The sequence below is a fragment of the Kribbella sp. NBC_00382 genome (assembly GCF_036067295.1).
Lineage (GTDB): Bacteria > Actinomycetota > Actinomycetes > Propionibacteriales > Kribbellaceae > Kribbella.
On sequence record NZ_CP107954.1, the window covers coordinates 8,433,268 to 8,452,857 of the forward strand.

19 protein-coding genes are annotated in these 19,590 nt (G+C 67.9%); 5 read left to right on the plus strand and 14 right to left on the minus strand.

Annotated features, from left to right (window positions below; genetic code table 11):
- Positions 1-65 precede the first annotated feature (65 nt).
- Positions 66-509 carry a MarR family winged helix-turn-helix transcriptional regulator gene (locus tag OHA70_RS39495; RefSeq protein ID WP_328326979.1) on the plus strand — a complete coding sequence of 148 codons (444 nt, stop codon included), beginning with the start codon at positions 66-68 and terminating at the stop codon, positions 507-509.
- Here OHA70_RS39495 and OHA70_RS39500 read toward each other — a convergent pair.
- Entirely contained in the window at positions 472-1,146 is a 675-nt protein-coding gene (locus OHA70_RS39500) for a response regulator transcription factor (protein WP_328326981.1), read from the minus strand. The genes OHA70_RS39495 and OHA70_RS39500 overlap by 38 nt on opposite strands.
- On the minus strand, positions 1,143-2,273 hold the full coding sequence (locus OHA70_RS39505) for a sensor histidine kinase (RefSeq protein WP_328326983.1): 1,131 nt from the start codon (positions 2,271-2,273) through the stop codon (positions 1,143-1,145). The genes OHA70_RS39500 and OHA70_RS39505 overlap by 4 nt, the downstream gene beginning before the upstream one ends.
- A 162-nt stretch (positions 2,274-2,435) precedes the next feature.
- Between OHA70_RS39505 and OHA70_RS39510 the strand changes: the two genes are divergently transcribed.
- Positions 2,436-4,574, plus strand: coding sequence for an MMPL family transporter (locus OHA70_RS39510; RefSeq protein ID WP_328326985.1), 2,139 nt, complete (start codon positions 2,436-2,438; stop codon positions 4,572-4,574).
- A gap of 90 nt (positions 4,575-4,664) precedes the next feature.
- On the opposite strand, the gene OHA70_RS39515 is transcribed toward OHA70_RS39510, so the two are convergent.
- The 5 genes from OHA70_RS39515 to OHA70_RS39535 form a co-directional block, all read right to left on the minus strand.
- Entirely contained in the window at positions 4,665-5,525 is an 861-nt protein-coding gene (locus OHA70_RS39515) for a chitosanase (protein WP_328326987.1), read from the minus strand.
- 144 nt (positions 5,526-5,669) lie between these two features.
- On the minus strand, positions 5,670-6,542 hold the full coding sequence (locus OHA70_RS39520) for a diacylglycerol/lipid kinase family protein (protein ID WP_328326989.1): 873 nt from the start codon (positions 6,540-6,542) through the stop codon (positions 5,670-5,672).
- Positions 6,542-7,300, minus strand: coding sequence for a twin-arginine translocase subunit TatC (gene tatC, locus OHA70_RS39525; RefSeq protein WP_328326991.1), 759 nt, complete (start codon positions 7,298-7,300; stop codon positions 6,542-6,544). The genes OHA70_RS39520 and tatC overlap by 1 nt, the downstream gene beginning before the upstream one ends.
- Before the next feature lie 79 nt (positions 7,301-7,379).
- Positions 7,380-7,670 (minus strand): twin-arginine translocase TatA/TatE family subunit, encoded by a 291-nt coding sequence (locus OHA70_RS39530; RefSeq protein WP_328326993.1) that lies wholly within the window; start codon positions 7,668-7,670, stop codon positions 7,380-7,382.
- Positions 7,671-7,721: 51 nt separating this feature from the next.
- Positions 7,722-7,913, minus strand: coding sequence for a hypothetical protein (locus OHA70_RS39535; RefSeq protein WP_328326995.1), 192 nt, complete (start codon positions 7,911-7,913; stop codon positions 7,722-7,724).
- 117 nt (positions 7,914-8,030) lie between these two features.
- Here OHA70_RS39535 and OHA70_RS39540 point away from each other — a divergent pair, with 117 nt between their 5' ends.
- The gene (locus tag OHA70_RS39540; protein WP_328326997.1) at positions 8,031-9,227 is read left to right on the plus strand and encodes a winged helix DNA-binding domain-containing protein; all 1,197 of its coding nucleotides are present in this window, start codon (positions 8,031-8,033) and stop codon (positions 9,225-9,227) included.
- 373 nt (positions 9,228-9,600) lie between these two features.
- On the opposite strand, the gene OHA70_RS39545 is transcribed toward OHA70_RS39540, so the two are convergent.
- Both OHA70_RS39545 and OHA70_RS39550 read right to left on the minus strand, forming a co-directional pair.
- On the minus strand, positions 9,601-10,581 hold the full coding sequence (locus tag OHA70_RS39545) for a helix-turn-helix transcriptional regulator (protein ID WP_328326999.1): 981 nt from the start codon (positions 10,579-10,581) through the stop codon (positions 9,601-9,603).
- Positions 10,578-11,540 (minus strand): helix-turn-helix transcriptional regulator, encoded by a 963-nt coding sequence (locus tag OHA70_RS39550; protein ID WP_328327001.1) that lies wholly within the window; start codon positions 11,538-11,540, stop codon positions 10,578-10,580. The genes OHA70_RS39545 and OHA70_RS39550 overlap by 4 nt, the downstream gene beginning before the upstream one ends.
- A gap of 386 nt (positions 11,541-11,926) precedes the next feature.
- Here OHA70_RS39550 and OHA70_RS39555 point away from each other — a divergent pair, with 386 nt between their 5' ends.
- Together OHA70_RS39555 and OHA70_RS39560 are read left to right on the plus strand one after the other, a co-directional pair.
- Entirely contained in the window at positions 11,927-13,024 is a 1,098-nt protein-coding gene (locus OHA70_RS39555; protein WP_328335317.1) for a DUF3866 family protein, read from the plus strand.
- 31 nt (positions 13,025-13,055) lie between these two features.
- Positions 13,056-13,529: a hypothetical protein gene (locus tag OHA70_RS39560; protein ID WP_328327003.1), complete on the plus strand. Its 474-nt coding sequence runs from the start codon at positions 13,056-13,058 to the stop codon at positions 13,527-13,529.
- Positions 13,530-13,601: 72 nt separating this feature from the next.
- Here the strand turns inward: OHA70_RS39560 and OHA70_RS39565 are convergent, their stop codons facing one another.
- The 5 genes from OHA70_RS39565 to OHA70_RS39585 form a co-directional block, all read right to left on the minus strand.
- Entirely contained in the window at positions 13,602-14,579 is a 978-nt protein-coding gene (locus tag OHA70_RS39565) for an FKBP-type peptidyl-prolyl cis-trans isomerase (protein ID WP_328327005.1), read from the minus strand.
- Positions 14,580-14,792: 213 nt separating this feature from the next.
- On the minus strand, positions 14,793-16,154 hold the full coding sequence (gene pafA, locus OHA70_RS39570; RefSeq protein ID WP_020386528.1) for a Pup--protein ligase: 1,362 nt from the start codon (positions 16,152-16,154) through the stop codon (positions 14,793-14,795).
- Positions 16,155-16,303: 149 nt separating this feature from the next.
- A complete protein-coding gene (locus OHA70_RS39575) occupies positions 16,304-17,074 on the minus strand; it encodes a pseudouridine synthase (RefSeq protein WP_328327009.1) in 771 nt (256 codons plus the stop codon).
- Positions 17,067-18,491: an SMC-Scp complex subunit ScpB gene (gene scpB, locus OHA70_RS39580; RefSeq protein ID WP_328327011.1), complete on the minus strand. Its 1,425-nt coding sequence runs from the start codon at positions 18,489-18,491 to the stop codon at positions 17,067-17,069. Before scpB ends, OHA70_RS39575 begins: the two co-directional genes overlap by 8 nt.
- Positions 18,488-19,588: a segregation/condensation protein A gene (locus OHA70_RS39585; RefSeq protein WP_328327014.1), complete on the minus strand. Its 1,101-nt coding sequence runs from the start codon at positions 19,586-19,588 to the stop codon at positions 18,488-18,490. The genes scpB and OHA70_RS39585 overlap by 4 nt, the downstream gene beginning before the upstream one ends.
- Positions 19,589-19,590: the final 2 nt, after the last annotated feature.

The window sequence follows — 19,590 nt, forward strand, 5'->3', positions numbered from 1 at the left end:
AGGTGGGTTATGGTTCTGACAACTACATTCCTAGGAAGCTAATTCCCAAGAAGCGGGATCATTTTGTGACCGACCTCACGTCGCTGTTCTCGGACCTGGTCCGGCTGGAGACGCGGCTCTACAACGCGCTCGACGCCCGGCTGAAGGCGGAGCACGACCTGCCGCTGGGCCAGTTCGAGTTCCTGCGCTTCATCGTGGCGAGCGGGACGACGCGGGTGCAGGACCTTGCTCAGGAGTTCGCCATCACGGTCGGCGCCACCAGCAAAGGGGTCGACCGGCTCGAAGCTGCCGGTCGTTGCCACCGGACGGCCAACCCCGACGACCGCCGCTCCTCGCTGGTCGAAGCGACGCCGGAGGGCCGGGAGATCCTGACCGCCGCGACGCCTACGGTCGAGGCCGAACTCGCCACGCTGATCGGCTCAACGTTGCCCGATCAATCGATCGAAGACCTGGCCAACCTGCTGTCGACGATCAGCGCTGGACTCGGTGGGTTTCGTAGGCCCACATGACGAGTTCGACCCGGTTCCGGGCGCCGAGTTTGGTCATGATGCTGGTGAGGTGGGTCTTGACCGTGCTGAGGCTGATGTGGAGGTCGCCGGCGATCTCGGAGTTGGTGCGGCCCTGGGCGACGGTGAGCAGGATCTGCTCCTCGCGGCCGGTCAGCGGCTCGACGGGTTGAGCAGGCGGCCGGCCGAGCCGGGTGTCGGAGAAGGCCGCGAGTAGGCGGGCAGTGATCTTCGGGGCGATCAGCGCCTCGCCGTCGGCGGCGGCATGGATCGCCTGGACCAGGAGTTCGGGACCGGCGTCCTTGAGCAGGAAGCCGCGAGCCCCGGCCTTGAGCGCGCCGTGGACGTACTCGTCGAGGTCGAAGGTGGTGATCACGACGACCGCGAGCGGGTTCTCGACGTTCGGTCCGGCGAGTTCACGAGTGGCCGCGATCCCGTCCATCCCGGGCATCCGGATGTCGAACAGACACACGTCTGGGCGCAGCCGGCGGGCGAGTTCGACCGCCTCACGGCCGTCGGCGGCCTGACCGACCACCTCAATACCGGGTTGCACCGACAGGATCATCGTCAGCCCGGTGCAGACGAGTTCCTGGTCGTCGGCGACGAGTACCCGGATCATCTGGCCGTCCTCGGCAGTCATCTGGTCGTCCTCGGTAGCACTGCTTTCACGGTCCATCCCCGGTCGTCGCCGGGGCCCGCCTCGAAGGAGCCTCCGAGGAGGGCTGCTCGCTCCGTCATACCGACCAGACCGTAGCCGACCGGCCCGGCCGAGCCTGCCTCGCCATCGTCCTGGATGGTCAGGCGTACGGAGTCGCGCTCGCCGGCCACCCGGACGTCGACGCGGGTGGCAGCGCGGGCATGGCGGACGGCGTTCGTGATCGACTCCTGGGCTATCCGGTAGAGAGCGGCGCCGACCGACGGCCCGAGATCGTCGAGGTCACCCGACAACTCCACATCGACGTGGAGCCGGCTTCCATGAGCGAGTTGCTCGAGGTCGGCCACGCCCGGCTGCGGAGCCATCGCGGCCGCCTCGTCCTGGCGGAGTCCGGCGACCATGACGCGCATCTCCGCCAGCGTGCGGGAAGCCTCCGACTCGATGATGGACAAGGCGTCCACTGCCGCCTTCGGATCGGTCGCGGCGACAACCCGGCCGGCCTGCGCCCGGATGACGATGGCCGAGACGTGGTGAGCGACCGTGTCGTGCAACTCGCGGGCCAGTTGCTCACGCTCGCGGAGCCTCATCTGGTCCAACTCACGGACCCGCGAGGAAGTCCAGTACCGGACCGCGATACCGACCGTCGCCGGGAAGAGCAGGAACATGCTCCCGAAGATGGAGTCGACCAGGCCGGTGGGGTCGGCCGCGAGCCCGAGCACCAAGGCACCCAGGATGAAGACCAGCCCGATCCCGATCTCCCGGCCGGATCCCCAGCGAAACAAGGAGTACGGGAGCAGGATCACGCAGATCATCATGTACAGCCCCACTGACTCCTGGCCGCTGAGCAGAACCACTGTGCTCAGGAGGATCAGGGTGCCGAACACGCCGGCCACGACCTCGAACGGAGAGGTACGCCGCCAAAGCAGTGCGAGCACGGTGCCCACGGCGATCAGCAGCGCAACCGGCCGCCACACCAGGTGATCCCGGAGGATCCCCTCCAGGATGGCCGTCGGCAACAGCAGGCCGACGAGTACCCAGTCCCGCCAGACTCGCCGGGGTGCCTGGGGAGCACGCGGTTCTGCCCAGAGCGAGCGGAGCGCGTTTCTCAACATGACCTCACAGTAGACACCCTCGGCGCTCCAGGTATCGGCCCAAAGTACGGGTCCTGGGTCAGCCGTCCGGCCGAGCCGACTCCGGCCCTTCTCCCGAGGTGCCCTCGCCCGGATCTCGCGACGCTGAGTCCACTGTCCCTGGGCCGCTGAAGGAGATCCCCGATGATGTCGCACGCGCTGTACAAACTGGGCCGGTACGCCGCCCGCCGACCGTGGACGGTGATCGGCACGTGGCTCGTCGTCTCCCTGCTCGTGATCGCGGCCGCCGGCGTCTTCGGCCAGAAGCTGTCGGACTCGATGGGAGCGCCGGGGCTCGACTCACAGAAGGCCACCGACCTGCTCGCCCGGTCGAACGATGCCGGGCTGACGGCGAAGGTCGTGCTTACGCCTGCTGACGGTCAGGCGACGTTCTCCGACTCGGGGCCGCGGGCTGCTTTGGGCAACGTCCGGGCTGGGGCGGCCGAGCTGCCCAATGTGCTGGACGCCGGGGACCCACAGATCTCGGCCGATGGGCGCGTCGCGGTCATCCGGCTTCAGTACCCGGTCGAGGAGAAGCTGGGTCCTGGCGATCTGGAGAACCTCAAGGAGTTCGCCGGCCAGGTGCCTCCTGCGCTCCGGATCGAGCTGGGTGGCGATCTCTTCTTCGTCTTCGAGGTGCCCGAGACGGGTCTTGGCGAAGGGCTCGGGCTGCTGGTCGCGATCCTCATCCTGCTGGTGACCTTCGGGTCGCTGATCGCGATGGGGTTGCCGATCGGGCTGGCGTTGTTCGGGCTGGCGCTCGGGATCAGTTCGATGTCGCTGGTGACGTACCTGATCGACATTCCCAGCTGGGCGCCGGTGATCGGGAGCATGGTCGGGCTCGGGGTGGGGATCGACTACGCGTTGTTTCTGGTCACGCGGCATCGCGAGTACTTGTCCTCAGGACTGACCGTCGAGGAGTCGGCTGGGCGGGCGGTCGCCACTGCTGGGCAGGCGGTGGTGTTCGCGGGCGGGACGGTGGTGATCGCGATTCTCGGGCTGGCGGTTGCCGGCGTACCGTTCATGACCGCGGGTGGGATCGCGGTCGCGATCATCGTGCTGATCATGGTCGTTGCCTCGATCACCTTGTTGCCGGCGTTCCTGGGGTTGGCGGGCCATTGGATCAACCGGCTCGCAGTACGGCGCGTCACCGTACGAACGGGCGGCTGGGAGCGTTGGGCTCGGCACGTGTCGCGGAACGCCGTTGCGTATCTCGTCGGTTCGGTTGTCGCGTTGCTGGCGATCGCCGCTCCGGTGCTGGCGCTTCAGGTCGGTACGCCTGATGAGGGCGCGCTTCCTGCTACGCGGACCGAGCGGCGGGCGTACGACTTGATCGCCGCGGGGTTCGGTCCTGGTATCAACGGGCCGTTGGTGATTGCCGTGGACATCTCTCGGGACGCTTCTGTGGTCGAGCCTCTGCTTGACGCGGTGGTTGCCGACAAGGGCATCGCCGCCGTCGCCCCGCCCGATGTGAATGTCGCTGCCGGGGTGGCAACGCTCGTCGCGTTCCCGACCACTGGACCGCAGGACGATGCGACGCTGGAAACGGTGAGGCGCCTGCGTACCGACGTCTTTCCTTCGGTACTACGGGACAGCCCGGCGTCGGCTCATGTCGGTGGGCAGACGGCGAGCTTCGCCGATGTCGGTGCCAAGGTCAACGATCGCCTGCCGGTCTTCGTCGGCGCGGTGATCCTGTTATCGATCCTGCTGCTCACCGTGGTGTTCCGGTCGATCGTCGTACCGCTCAAGGCGGCGCTGATGAACCTGCTCAGCATCGGCGCCTCGTTCGGGGTGATGGTGATGGTGTTCCAGTGGGGCTGGGGCGCGGACCTGATCGGGCTGGAGTCGACGGTGCCGATCGTGCCCTTCATCCCGATGTTCATGTTCGCGATCCTGTTCGGGCTGTCGATGGATTACGAGGTGTTCCTGCTGACCCGGATCCGCGAGGAGTACCTGCGGACCGGGGACAGCGACGGCTCGGTCGTGCACGGCATCGCGACCACGGGACGGCTGATCACGTCGGCCGCGCTGATCATGGTCTCGGTCTTCCTCGGCTTCGTACTGAGCAACGACCCGTCGGCCAAGATGTTCGGGCTCGGATTGGCGGTCGCGATCTTCATCGACGCGACCATCGTCCGGATGCTTTTGGTGCCGGCGGCAATGAAGCTGCTGGGCAACGCCAACTGGTGGATCCCGGCCTGGCTCGATCGCCTGCTGCCGGTGCTAGACCGGCCGGACGAAAAGAGCACGCAAGGAGTCGTACCTGTGGATACCTTCGCCTGATGGCGTAGTACAAACAAAACCTCCGCACCCCGGGGACACTCGGGGTGCGGAGGTTTCATCAGCCGGTCAGGGTCAGCTGATGTGACTCTGTCAGCTGATGTGGAAGGCGTCTCCGTAGACCTTCCAGTCCAGCGGGGTGTTGAGGTTGAGGTTGCCGTTGCGGAGGAACACGCGCTGGGCGGTGTCGACCCGGCTGGTGTCGCTGTGCGCCTCCTCCTGCTTCATCGCCCAGACGCGGGCGTCGAGGAAGGCGTTCAGCCAGGTGGTCTCGTTACCGCCCTGGGCCGGCGGCTTGGCCTTGGTCAGGGCGCGCTTGCGGATGCCGCCGAAGCTGGTGCCGTCGTTGCCGCCACCGTGCATGACGATCGCGTCGTAGTACATGAACTGGCCGAGTACGCCGACGCCGTCAGCCTTGCCCTGGCTCACCGACGGGTTGAAGTACACCCGGTCGCGCTCGCTGTCCTGCGCGGCCTTGAAGACCGAGTCGCTGGCGGCGGTCTTCCAGTCCTTGGTGTAGTTCGGGTCGAGACCCTCGTGCGAGTCGGTGCCGTCGACGTTCTCCAGAGCGGGCAGGTACTTCTGCAGGACGTTGCCCGGCTTCTTCTGCTTGTACAGCTTCACCAGGTCGAGCATGTCGCCGGTACCGGAGCAGAACCCGATGATGCCGGCCGTGTAGCCGCGGCCGTCGTCGATGTCCTCGATGTACTTGTACTGCGCCTTCCAGTCCAGCGAGGAGTTCTCCGCGCTGGACACGATCTTCATGGCGATCTCCTTCTTCGCCGGGTCGTCCAGCCCGACTGCCTGCACGCTGCTCTGGGCGTGCGGGGCGTTGCTGTGCTCCAGCAGCGGCGAGGCGTACGCGGTCGCCGGGGCGGCAGCGACGGCGAGGCCCAGCAAGATGCCGGTCAGCCGGCGGGTGGTGCTCTTGGTGCTCGTGGGGGCGTTGAACACGAATCTCCTCCGAGGGGCGTCGAGGGTGTTTATCTGTTAGGAAGCTTTCCTATCAGACAAAACCGGTGACGAACAGAGATCGGTGAAATTCGTTCAGTGATTGAGGAGAATTAACCGGTTCGGACGGGGTGTCCCGCCCTCCCGTCAGGCGAACACCGTGAGTGCGCCGGCCGCGATGCCGATGTCGACCGGGAGCGGGCCGAGGATCTCGCCGTCCGCGTACGCCGTGACGCCGGGCGACTCGAGCCGGACCGAGCGGCCGCGCAGGGTGTGCACCGCTGGGTGGCCGAGGTGGGTGCCCTTGGACAACTTCGGGAACATCTGCAGCAGGGTCAGCCGCGACACCGGTTTGATGATCGTGATGTCGAGCAGGCCGTCGTCGATCCCGGCGCCGGCGCAGATCTGCAGTCCCCCGCCGTACGTCGGGCCGGTACCGACCGCGACCAGCATCGCGTCGGTCTCGAGCACCTGGTCGTCGACGGTGACGACGTACGAGATCGGACTGAACGTACGCAACTCGGCAAAGGTCGCGAGCGTGTAGCGCGCGTTGCCCTTCGGCCACGTCATCGCGTTGGCCCGCTTGTTCACCAACGAGTCGAAGCCACCGGCAACGACCGTGGTGATGTACTCGTCCTTGGCCGTCGCGAGGTCGACCGCGCGGGTCTGGCCCCTGACGATCAGCGCGGCCGCAGCCTTCGGATCCTTCAGCGGTACGCCGATACCGCGGGCGAAGTCATTGCCCGTGCCAGCCGGGATCACGCCGAACGGCATGCCCGACTTGGCCAGCACCTGGGCACCCAGATGGACCGTGCCGTCGCCGCCGACCAGCGCGACTCCGTCCGCACCGGAGGCGACCACCTCGGCCGAGATCCGGCCGACGTCCTCGGCGCAGGTCGTCGTGTACTCGTCGACGGTCAGCCCGCCGGCCTCCAGCTCGGCGCGGACCACCGGAGCGACCCGGGCGCCCAGCCCTCTGCCGCTGGTGGGGTTGACCACCAGCGCGATCTTGCGGCTCATCAGTCGGCCAGCAGCTCTTCGGCCTTGCGGCCCCGGCGTTTGTCGTTGATCCGGCAGATGATCTCGGCGATGAAGAACAGCAGGCACATCGGGATCGCCAGCAGGCACATGGTGAACGGGTCACCGCTCGGGGTCGCGACGGCGGCGAAGACGAAGATCACCAGGATGATGTACGGCCGGAACTTGGCCAGCGCCGAGGCGGGCACCAGGCCGAGCATGTTCAGCAGGACGACGACCAGCGGGATCAGGAACGCGATCCCGAAGACCAGCATCGTGCGGATCACGAAGTCCAGGTAGTGCGGGATCTCGATCAGGTTCTGCACCGAGTGCGGCGTGAAGCTGATCAGGATCGCGATGCCCTTCGGCAGCGTCCAGTAGGCCACCGCCATGCCACCTGCGAACAGTGGCGCCGCGAGCCCGGCGAACAGCATCGCCCACTTCTTCTCGCTGCGGTGCAGCCCAGGCGCGATGAACGCCCACAGCTGGTACAGCCAGACGGGGCTGGAGACCACCAGACCGATCAGCGCCGAGACCTTGATCTGGAAGGTCAGCGCGTCGCCGACCCCGTTCAGGGTCAGGATCGGCTTCGTCTCGTCGATCCCGGGGTTCAGCTGCCGAACGCTCTCCTGGAACGGCTGGGTCAGCAGCCTGAACGCCTCGTCGTAGATGAACCACGCCGCGACAGTGCCGATCACGATCGCGAGCACGCTGATGAGCAGCCGGTTACGGAGCTCGACAATGTGCTCGCGCAGGGTCATCCGACCCTCTTCGTCCTTCGGGCGGCGGGGTTCTTTCCGTCGTCCGAGCCTCACCATCGTCACAGGTGGTGCGCGTGACTCAGTTGGCCGTGTGGGTCGGCGGCAAGCCGTCGCCCGGGGCCTGACCGTTCGGCTGCTGGCTGGGTGCCTGCACCGGCGGGTTGACCGGCTGGGTCGGCGCCTGGGTGCCCTCGGTCAGCTCACCCTCCTTCTTGCGGGACGACGGGCCGACCTCCTCTTCCCAGATCTTCTTCGACTTGCCGAGCTGCTTCACCAGGGCCGGCAGCTTGGCCGACCCGAACAGCAGCACGACGATCGCGAGAATGACGAGCCACTCCGCGCCCTGAGGCATTCCGAGAGACGGAATCATGACGAAACTCCCTACCGACTTCTACTCGTGGCTCAACCGTGAGCGCCGATACTACGCCCGAGCTTGTGCGTCCTCAGCGGTCCGGGCGGACCTTGCCTCCGACTGCGCGTCCTCGAGCTTGGACTGGGCGGTTACCAACTCACGTGTCAGTGCCTTGGCCTGACCCCACAGCTTCCGAGCAAGCAGCACGAGGACCAGGATCCACACCGCCACCACGCCCAAGAAGAGCAAGAGCCAATACATGACCCCGAGCCTATCCGGTTCCCGGTCACCACCCTCCCCCGCGGCCCGTCACTGTGGACAACGGTGTCGGAACGTGATGGTAAGAACAGAGGAAGCAGAGACTCCAGGGGGACAGTGATGGAACGGATTTCGGTCGGGGAACGGCGGGCGCGGCTCGGGCGGCGACATCGATTGGCGGGGTCGGCGCAGGCGGCGGATCCGGTCGAGGCGGCCGCTTCGATGGTGGTACTGCACGCGACCGACCCGGCGACGGTCCACCTGTCGATCGCCGCGCGGGTACCGGGCAGCGAGGTGGCCGGTACCGAGCGCGCCCTGTACGACGAGCGCACGCTGATCCGGATGCTCGGGATGCGGCGAACGGTGTTCGTCGTACCGACCTCGTTCGCGTCGGTGGTACAGGCTGCCTGCACCGACGACATCGCGGTGCGGCAGCGCAAGTTGCTGGTCAAGCACCTCGAGGAGGCCGGGATCGCGGCCAACACGGAGGAGTGCGCGAAGTGGTTGCGGGCTGTCGAGGAGTCGACGGCGACCGCCCTCACCCTGCGTGGGTCGGCGACGGCGCAGGAGTTGTCCGCTGACGAGCCCCGCCTGCGCAGCCGGCTCGCGATGGCTCCCGGCAAGTCGTACGCGGCTCAGCCGTACGTGACGAGCCGGGTGCTCTTCCAGCTCTCGGCCGAGGGGCGGATCGTGCGAGGCCGGCCGCTCGGCACCTGGTTGAGCGGCCAGCACCAGTGGTCACCAGTCGAGAACTGGCTGCCCGACGGCCTCGGCGACAAGCTGTCCGCCGACGACGCCCGCACGACTCTCGCGCGGGCCTGGCTGGGTACGTTCGGCCCCGGTACCTCCGCAGACCTCCAGTGGTGGAGCGGCTGGACCCTAGGCCAGACCCGCAAGGCCCTTGCCGCAGTCGAGGCGGTAGAGGTCGACCTGGACGGTTCTATTGGCTACGTACTGCCCGGGGACGAAGCACCTACCGAGGAACCGGAGCCGTGGGTGGCTTTCCTACCCGCGCTGGACCCGACGCCGATGGGCTGGAAGGACCGCGCCTGGTACCTGGGCGAGCACAAGTCCCGAATGTTCGACTCCACCGGCAACATCGGCCCGTCCGTCTGGGCCAACGGCCGAATCGTCGGCGGCTGGGGCCAGCCCGAGTCAGGCGACGTCCGCTACCAGCTCCTCGACGACGTAGGCCGCGAAACAGCCGCCGCAATCGAGACCGAAGCCAACCGCTGGACCACCTGGCTAGCCGGCGTCCGCATCACCCCCCGAGGCCGCCGCCCCTCCCCCATGGAAGAAGAACTCTCCAAACGCTGACCCCCACTGGCGCATCCCCCAACCCGTACTCGCGTCGCAGGCGTCCGCATGGCGCCTACCCCCACCCGTACTCGCGTCGCGCCCCACCAACGGAGCCCACCCGAACCACTGGCGGCTGGGCGTACCGGCGTACCGGGCTCGCGCTGCACCGGCGTGATGGCGTGTTGGTTCGTCTTCGCTACCCACACAGCTGCCAGGGGACACCCAGCGGCGTTAGTGCGCGTTCGCATCTCAGCCCCGCCAACGCATCAGCCGCCGGACCGTCCGAGCTAGCCGGGGATCGCGGCCTAGCTGGAAACTATTCGTCGCCAGGTGCAAGTTTGTTACCACTCAAGGCGCGCTGCACCGCAACCAGACAGCCCCCGCGTACGGGTTAGGAGAGTTGGTCGTCGTAGGCGGAGAGGGCCTCGCGGGCTGTTTCGGCTATTTGTTTGCCTAGGTCTTGGGGGTCCAGGACTGTGGCGGTGCCGCCTAGGCGGAGGATCAGGCGTTGGAGCCAGGCGGTGTCGGCTACGCGGAGTTTGACGGTCAGGGAGTTGCCGGAGCTCTCCTCGACCGACTCCATCGGGTAGTACTCGGCGACCCAGCGGGCCGGTGGCTCCAGCTTCACCGTCGCCAGCAGGTCCTGCTCCGAAGGCTGGAACATCCCGTTAGATAGGTCGCGTGGAGTCGCCTCGGGCGGGGGTTCGCTGGGTAGGTCGAGGAGCTTGGCGGCGGCGATCCGGTCCAGGCGGAAGAGGCGGACGTCCTCCGCCAGGCGGCACCAGGCCTCCAGGTAGCTGCGGCCCTCGGAGACCACCAGCCGCATCGGGTCGACGTCTCGCTCGGTCGTCTCGTCGCGCGACGGTACGTCGTACGTGAGGTGCATGCGTCGCTTCCCGGCCAGCGCCCGGTTGACCAGGTCGGCGATCTCCGGTGCGGCGGGCTCGACGTGGACGTGGGCGGCGGAGCCCTCGATCGCGGCGGCGCCCTCCCCGGCGGCCTTCTCCAGCTTGGCGATGGCCCGGTCGACCGCGTCCCGATCCTGGCCAGCCGTCACGTCGCGCAGCGTCCGCAGCGCGGTCAGCAGGGCAAGGGCCTCGTCGGCCGCCAGCCGCAGCGGGCGGGCCAGGTAGTCGGCGTTGTTGAGGTGGATCACCCCGTCACCTTCGGCCGCGTCGATGTCGATCTCGATCAGATCGCCCATCTGGGCGCCGGGCAGCCCGCAGAACCAAAGCACCTTCAGGTCCGCGATGATCTGCTTCGGCCGTACGCCGAACTCCGCGGCGACGTCATCGACCCGGGCGCCGTCGTTCTCACGCAGATAAGGCACCAGGGCGAGCAACCGCTGCACCTGGTCGCGCGCATTGCTCATACGGAGACTCCCGCGACCGTGCGCAGGCGCCGGAGTACGCCGTCCAGTACATCGCCCGGGCCCTCGACGACGGCATCCGGCCCGAGAGACGCGATCTCCTCGGCCAGCACCTCGGCGTCGGCGTACGGGACATGCAACAGGTCCCAGCCTTCTTCGTACGGCTCGATCGCGTTCGACCGGCGGCGCAGGCTGACGGCTGAGCCGGTACGGGCCCTGACCTTCGCCTCGGAGGTCGGCCGCGGTGGTGCGAGTTCGCTGACCAGCGAGCGGATGTCGGTGCCCTCGGGCACTGTGAACGCGTTCGGCGGGCCGACCGTCTTGACGTTGCCGCCGATCCGGGAGAGCCGGAACATCCGGGTCGCCTCGCGATCGCGGTCACGGCCCACGACGTACCAGCGGCCGTGCCAGGAGACGATGCCCCACGGCTCGAGCGTGCGGGTGGTCGACTCCTTGCCGCCGCTGCGGGTGTGTTCGAACCGGACCGCCGTACGGCTCACGACGGCGGACCACATCGGATCGAAGGCCGGCTCGGACGCGCCGACGTGCGGCTCGATCGCGCTCAGCGCCGACTGGTCGGTCTGGATCCCGGCGGCCTTGAGCTTGAGCACGGCCGACGTGGTCGCCTCGGCCAGGCTGGCGTGCTGCCAGACGCGCGCGGCGACGCCCAGTACTGCGGCCTCGTCCGGCTCCAGGTGCACTTCGGGCAGCTCGAAGACGTCGCGACGGATCCGGTAGCCGACGTCATCGGAGAAGAACTTGTCGATGGTGCCCATCTCGATCGGGATGCCGAGGTCGCGCAACTCGTCCTTGTCACGCTCGAACATCTTCTCGAAGGCGTCGTCGGTCTGCCCCGCGTACCCCTCGACGACCTCGCGGATCCGCTCCTTGGTCACGTAGGTGCGCGCGACCAGCAGGCAGATCACCACATTGAGCAGCCGCTCACTCTTCCGCGCCGACACCCGACCACCTTACGGGGTGATCGGCGCGAACATGTGTTCTAACCTTCGACGGCACCCGAAAAGATTGTCGGTGACCCTGAGCGCTGCCACAGTCCTGCCATGAAAAAACCCACCGCCGGGTTGACCGTGCTTGCCCTCGCGTCGATCGGCCTGCTGCAGGTACAGCTCGCGGCGGCGAGGTGAGCGCCGGTGGGGATTTTGCGATCACCAGGACGCCCTCCGGAGCACCTACGTCCACCAGCTTCATCCGTCGCGGGCAACCCGATCGCCAGGCCGGTCCCGGCTACGCCGTCGGGCTGTCGGACTCGGGCCGGGTCTATCACCAGGATCACCACGTCTTCGACTGCGGCTCCTGAGCGGACTCGGGGCACTACAGTCACCGTGTGATGCGGTGGCGTGAAGGAATCGTTAGTGCGCTCGGGCGGAGTTGGACCGGGGCGCAGGAGCTGACTGTGGTGGTCGGTGACCGGGATGTCCGGTCGCTGGCCTACCCGGACCTGGTGGGCTCCCCCGTCGTGGGGGATCGAGTGCTGCTCAATGTGGGCGCTCTCGACCGGGGCCTGGGCACCGGGGGCTACGCACTGGTCGTCGCCATCCCCGACCGGCTGCCAGCGGATCCGCCGGAGACAGGGCACCTGGTCAAGGCCCGCTACACGCCCCTACAGTCCATGGTGCTCGGGGCCGACGAGCAGGACTCGCCCGACCATGCAGTACTACGGGATGCCGACGACCTCTTCGGTACGCCGGTCGTGGTGGCTGACCTGCATTCCGCGCTGCCCGCAGTACTGGCTGGAGTGTTCGAGGCCCGGCCCGGTACTCGCGTTGTCTACGTGATGACGGATGGGGGCGCGTTGCCGCTGGCGTTCTCGCGCACTGTCTCGGCACTGCGGGATGCCGGGTGGCTTGGCGGGACTGTGACCGTCGGGCAGGCGTATGGCGGCGACCGGGAGGCCGTGACCGTCCACACCGGCTTGCTGACCGCAGTACACGTGTTGGCGGCCGAGGTGGTCGTACTGACGCAGGGGCCGGGCAACCTCGGTACTGGTACCCGCTGGGGCTTCTCCGGCGTCCAGTCGGGCGAGGCGGTCAACGCGGTCGGCACGCTGGGTGGGCGGGCCGTGGCGTCGCTCCGGATCTCCGAGGCCGACCCGCGTCCACGGCACCGGGGCATCTCGCATCACAGCCTCACGGCGTACGGGCGGGTGGCGCTGCAGCCGGCGGACGTCGTAGTACCGGACCTGGACGGCAAGTTCGGCGACGCCGTCAGAGACGCCGCCGAACCCCTCAAGGCCCGCCACCGAGTCGTACGAGTCTCAGTAGACGGCTTGTACGAAGCCCTAGCCGCCTCCCCGGTCAAGCTGTCGACCATGGGCCGAGCCCTAGACGCAGACCGCGCCTACTTCGAAGCCGCCGCCGCAGCCGGTCGGCATGCGGCACGGCTGGTGGACGTACCACCACCTGGATCGGGGAGTCAGTACTCCTGAAGCCGGAGGGTGTGGCGGCCACAGTGGAAGCATGGCAACCACGCAGCGGGAACTCACGATTCACGACACCGTCCGGATGGGGCCGCCGGTAGCGGTTCGGGCGGCGACGGGGGCGTGGTTGCTGGCTGTTGGGGCGGGCGTGGCCGAGTCGGTACTTGGGGTGATCGGGGCGCTTGACGGATCGGTGGCGTGGGGGGCGTTGGTTGCGCAGGTTGCGTTTCGCGCCATCGTGTACGGCGGGCTGTTCGTCGTGATCGACAAGTACTTCCGGCTGGGGCGCAACTGGTCGCGCCAGCTGCTGGCTGTCCTGCTTGGTGTGATCGGGATGGCGACGTTGATCGTCGGCCCGGTCGTGTGGCTGCTGGGCAACGGCGACTTCAGTGCGATCGACGTCAGCGCGAGCTTCGTCGCGTTCGCGGTGATCCGCAGCGTTCACGTGATGGCGGTGATCAGCGGGGTCGTGCTGATGTACCAGCCGGACGCGAATCGCTGGTTCAAGCGTTGACCCACAAGGAATGGGGGTGGGGTGGCGATACCGAAGTACCGTCGCCCCACCCCCATCACTGGGTGCAGAGTGTTACTGCTGCTTGGGTGCCGGGAAGGCGTTCAGGATGTCGAGGATCGCGATCGCCGCGGGGCTCGTGACCTTGCCCTTGTCGTCCTTGCCCGGGGGCAGCTCGACCAGGACGCGGCTGCCGACCGGCATACCGGCCAGGCCGTCCAGTGCGCCTGCCTGCCCGTTCGGGCCGGGGCCGACCTGGAGCTTGTCGGTCGGGAGGCCGGGCTGGGCCGGTGCGGTCTGCGAGGCCGGCTGCGGGTCCCAGGTGCTCGCCTGCTTCTTGCCGGTGTAGTCGTAGACGACGTAGCGGCCGACCAGCTGGCTGCCCTTCTCGATCGGCTTGCCCTTGCCGGTGGCGATGATGACGGGCTTGCCGGGCTTGGCCGGAGCCTTGGTGCCCTTCGGCACGACCAGCGTCGGCGCCGCGTTCAGCTCGCCGGTGACCTTGAACGGCGTCGCCGCGGAGGCGACCGGGTCGGCGTCGAGCTTGGTGTCGTTGCCGGCCACGCCGACCAGATCGACGACGAAGATCAGGGTGTCGTCACCCTTGATGCCCGCGTCGGTGTTGCCCTGCTCCTTGTAGCCCTTGTCCGGCGGGATCGTCATCAGCACGCGGCTGCCGACCTTCTTGCCGACCAGTGCCTCGTCCCAGCCGGCGATCACGCCGCCGATCCCGATCGGGAACGACGACGGCGCACCGCGGTCGTAGGAGTTGTCGAAGACCTTGCCGTCGCGCCAGATCTGGCCGAGGTAGTTCGCGGTGAGCAGCTCACCCTTCTTGACCTCGGGACCGTCGCCCTCCTTGAGGACCTCGGTCTGCAGGGCCTTGTCCGGGTCCCCGTCCTTGTGGGTGACGGCCGGCTTCTTACCGAACTCCTCGGTGGCCTTGATCCCGATCTTGCCGAAGTCGCCCCCGGCTTTGGAATCATCGGAGCCGCAGGCGGCCAGGGACGTCCCCAGGGCCAGCACCGCGACCAGACTCAACAACTTGCGCACGAACGAGCACCTCGAAATCTCACGGCACGGCCCTGCCGTCGGCGGGCCCGCCTGGATATACGGCCAGATGAACTCGCCCACCCTAGCCTGCACGGACAAGCCGCAGACCAGGCACCTCAGTCACCGTTCGATCACGTCACGCAGCGTTGCTGGCGGCCGCCCAGGAGACTCCCAGGCGGCTCACAGCAACCACGGATACGGCGTACAGCCACGTCACATGCTCGCGATGAGCTTCTCCACGCGCTCGTCGTGGGACTTGAACGGGTCCTTGCACAGAACGGTCCGCTGGGCCTGGTCGTTGAGCTTCAGGTGCACCCAGTCGACGGTGAAGTCGCGGCGGCGCTCCTGGGCCCGCTTGATGAACTCGCCGCGCAACCGCGCCCGGGTCGTCTGCGGCGGTACCGACTTGGCCTCGAAGACGCGCAGGTCGTCGACCACCCGGGTGACCGCGCCCTTGCGCTCGAGCAGGTAGTACAGCCCGCGCGGGCGGTGGATGTCGTGGTACGCCAGGTCGAGCTGAGCGACCCGCGGGCTGGCCAGACCGAGGTTGTTCTGCTGGCGGTACCGCTCGATCAGCCGGTACTTGATCACCCAGTCGATCTCGCGCTCGATCCCGGACAGGTCGCCGGACTCGATCGCCTTCAGGCAGCGCTCCCACAGGTTCAGCGCCCGCTCGACGGCCGGCGTGCCGAGCTCGCGGCGGTCGACGAAGTCGCGGGCCTTGGTCAGGTACTCGCCCTGGATGTCGAGCGCGCTGGCCTCGCGGCCGTTGGCCAGCCGGACCTCGCGGCGCCCGGTCATGTCGTGGCTGATCTCGCGGATCGCCCGGATCGGGTTGTCCAGGGTGAGGTCGCGCATCACGATGCCGGCCTCGATCATCCGCAGCACCAGGTCGGTACTGGCGACCTTCAGCAGCATCGTGGTCTCGGACATGTTCGAGTCGCCGACGATCACGTGCAGCCGGCGGAACCGCTCGGCGTCCGCGTGCGGCTCGTCGCGGGTGTTGATGATCGGGCGGGACCGCGTCGTCGCGCTGGAGACGCCTTCCCAGATGTGCTCGGCGCGCTGGCTGACGGAGTACACCGCGCCGCGGGGCGTCTGCAGCACCTTGCCGGCGCCGCAGATCAGCTGCCGGGTGACCAGGAACGGGATCAGTACGTCGGCCAGCTTGGCGAAGTCACCATGCCGGCTGACCAGGTAGTTCTCGTGGCAGCCGTAGCTGTTGCCGGCCGAGTCGGTGTTGTTCTTGAACAGGTAGACGTCGCCGAAGATGCCCTCGTCGTGCAGCCGCTTCTGCGCGTCGACGAGCAGACCCTCGAGGATCCGCTCGCCTGCCTTGTCGTGCGCTATCAGGTCGGTGACCGAGTCGCACTCGCCGGTCGCGTACTCCGGGTGGGAGCCCACGTCGAGGTAGAGCCGCGCCCCGTTGCGGAGGAAGACGTTGCTGCTCCGCCCCCAGGACACGACGCGCCGAAACAAGTACCGGGCCACCTCATCGGGGGTCAGTCGGCGCTGACCGCGAAAAGTGCAGGTGACTCCGTACTCGTTCTCCAGGCCGAAGATTCGCCGGTTCACAGTTCCCACCCTACGACCCCGTTCCGACAATCGGGTCGCGTCTCAGGCGCGCCGTCACCGCTTCGTTGCCGCACAACCCTTCCAGCAGGGCTCGACAGACAGCCGGCTGGAGGCAGGCGCCATTGGTGTGTGGTGGCGGTTCGGGTCTGTCAGAGGTCGACGAGGTCGAGGAGCTGGCCTAGTTCCTTGGCGTCCAGTTCGCGGAGTTCGCCGGTGTGGAGGTTGCCGCGGCGGACCGGGCCGATGGCGGTACGGGTGAGGCGTTTGACCGGGTGGCCGATGGCGTCGAACATGCGGCGGACGATGCGGTTGCGGCCCTCGTGCAGGGTCATCTGGATCAGCGTGCGGCCCTTGACGCTGGTCATCTCGCGGACGGTGTCGGCCTGCGCGAATCCGTCGTCGAGGGTGAGGCCGTCGGTGAGCCGGCGGAGGACCTGCGGCTTGACGTTGCCCTCTACCTCGGCGACGTACGTCTTGGAGACCTCGTACGACGGGTGCGCGAGGCGATGCGCGAACTCACCGTGATTGGTGAGCAGCAGCAGGCCCTCGGTGTCGGTGTCGAGCCGGCCGATGTGGAACAACCGCTCGGGGCGGTCGTGCACGTAGTCGGCGACGCACGGACGGCCTTGCGGGTCGGACATCGTGGTGACGACGCCGCGTGGCTTGTTGAGCACGAGGTAGACGTGTGCGGTGATCGGCGGGATCCGTACGCCGTCCACGCGGATCACCGAGACGGCCGGGTCGACCCGGGTACCGAACTCGGTCACCACCTGGCCATCGACCTCGACCCGGCGCTGCTCGATCAGGATCTCCGACCCACGCCGGCTCGCGATCCCCGCCTGCGCCAGCGCCTTCTGCAACCGGATCCCCGACTCCCCGCTCTCGCCGGCGCCGTCACCCTGATCGTGCTCGTCAGTCATCAGTCCCACTCTTGCTCTCGCCACTACCACCCAAACCGGGCCCATCCACAGTCTCGTCCTCAACCACAACCCCACCCGCATCAAGGTCGCCCGCACCCGACCCAGCTTCCTCAGCGGGCTCGTCCTCATCGCTCGCCTCGGCGCCGCCGGTCGACCCAACCTCGTCGCTCAACTCGACCTCGGCATCGTCCAGCTCGACCGCGTCGGCCGGCTCGGCCTCGTCGCTCGACTCAACCTCGGCGTCGTCCAGCTCGTCCTCGTCGGTCGGCTCGTCCTCGTCGGCTGACCTGGCGTCGGCCAGCTCCGCCTCGTTGGTCGGCTCGTCGTCGGCCAGCTCGACATCGTCGGCCAGCACGACACCGTCGGTCGGCTCGGCTTCGTCGGTGGGCTCGTCGTCGGTCGGCTCGTCGTCGGTCTCGGCGGTGGACGGGGTGGGGGGTGCTAGGTCGTTCTCGAGGGGGGCGTCGTCCTCCGAGGTGGTGGGGTCGTCCTCGGAGGTGCTGGGCTCGGCGGAGGCTGCTGCTTGGGCGGCTAGTTCTTCCTCCATGTCGTCCATCTCAGGGAGGTACGGAGCCAGCTCGGGGAGGTCGTCGAGGGACTGCATGCCCATGCGTTCCAGGAAGTACGAGGTGGTGCGGTACAGGGTGGACTGTGACTCGGTGTCGGGGCCGGCTTCTTCTAGGAGGCCTCGACTGATCAGGGTGCGCATGACGCCGTCGACGTTCACGCCGCGGATGGCGGAGACGCGTGCCCGGCTGACCGGCTGCTTGTACGCGACCACCGCGAGCGTCTCGAGCGCTGCCTGCGTCAGGCGCGCTTGCTGCCCCTCAAGTACATAGCCCTCGACGTACTGCGCGGTGTCCTCCCGCGTGTAGTACCGCCACCCACCACCGACCTCACGCAGGTCGAACCCACGCCCCTGCTCGGTGTACTCCCCCGACAACCCCACCAGCGCCGCTGACACATCCGCGACGGTACGTCCAACAGTCTTAGCCATCGCCAGCACCGGCAACGGCTCATCGGACACCATCAAAATCGCTTCCAACGCCCGCCGCATGGTGACGTCATCAATCGCGTCCTCACCAACCACGACGTCGTCCAGCACCTCATCCAGCAGCGCCCCAACATCCCCCTCCGCAGGCACACCCTCAGCAGACGCCTCGTCTACCGCCACACCCTCGGCGGTCGCATCGTCGGCAGCCTCGCCCTCCACCGGTACGTCCTCAGCGGACGCGTCTTCGGCGGGCTTGTCGTCAGCCGGTACGTCGTCGGCCTGCTCGTCCGCAGTGGGTTCTTCGGTGGCCTGCACGGCTTCGACGGAGTCGGCTGTTTCGGTGGTGGTGACGGAGGCCAGGGCGTCGGCTGTGGCGGCGTCGGCGGATTCCTGGAGGTCGGTCTCGGTCTGGTTGTCGGTCACTGCTCCACCGTCTCGTGCTCCTCGGGCCCGGATCCGGGCTCGGTGTCTGGCTCAGGTACGGGCTCTGACTCAGGTACAGGCTGGGGGTCTTCGTCCGGCTCGGTGAGCTCCTCGCCGGGCTCGAGGAAGTCGGCCTCGTCGGGGACGACCGGCGCCTCGCCGTCCTCGTCGGCGGGAGCCGGTACCTCGTCGAACTCGTCGCCGACCGCGATGTCGCCTTCGTCGGTACCGGTCCAGACGATCGTCAACTCCCCCAGCGGCGTCTCCTGGTCGAAGGTGACCGCCGCCTCCCGGAACAGCTCCAGCAACGCCAGGAACCGGCACACCGTCGTCACCGTGTCCGGCGAGTCCGACACCAGCATCCGGAACGTAGTACTGCGCTGCCGCCGCAACCGATCGATGATCACCGCCGCCTGCTCGCGCACGGTGACAGCCGGCGCATGCAGGTGCGCCAGCGAAACACCCTCCGGTACTACGGCCGCCTTCGGCGCCAACGCCCGCGCAGCCAACGCCGCCAACCCGGCCGGGTCAACACCCAGCAGCACCTCAGGCAGCAAGTCCGCGAACCGCGCCTCCATCCCCACGGCCCGGGGGAAACGCTTGGCCTCCTCCGCCATCCGCGACTGCATCAGCGCCGCGATCAGCTTGAACGCGCGGTACTGCAACAGCCGCGCGAACAGCAGGTCCCGCGCCTCCAGCAGCGCCAGGTCCTCCTGGTCCTCGACGTCACCCTGCGGCAGCAACCGGGCCGCCTTGAGATCCAGCAACGTCGCCGCGATCAGCAGGAACTCCGACGCCTGGTCCAGATCCCACTCCGCGCCCAGCGCCTTGATGTGCGCGATGAACTCGTCCGTGATCACCGACAACGCGATCTCGGTGATGTCCAGCTTGTGCTTGCTGATCAGCTGCAGCAGCAGGTCGAACGGACCCTCGAAGTTGACCAGGTGGACGTTGAAGCCCTTGCCTGACTCGACCATCGATTCCGCGACCGGCGACTCCGGGTCGGCCACCCCGGGCAGCTCGATCGGCGGCTCCGAGCCCTCCGCCGCGGAAGCCGCGACACCCGCGGAGGCCTCAGGAGCCACGGCGTCACTCATCG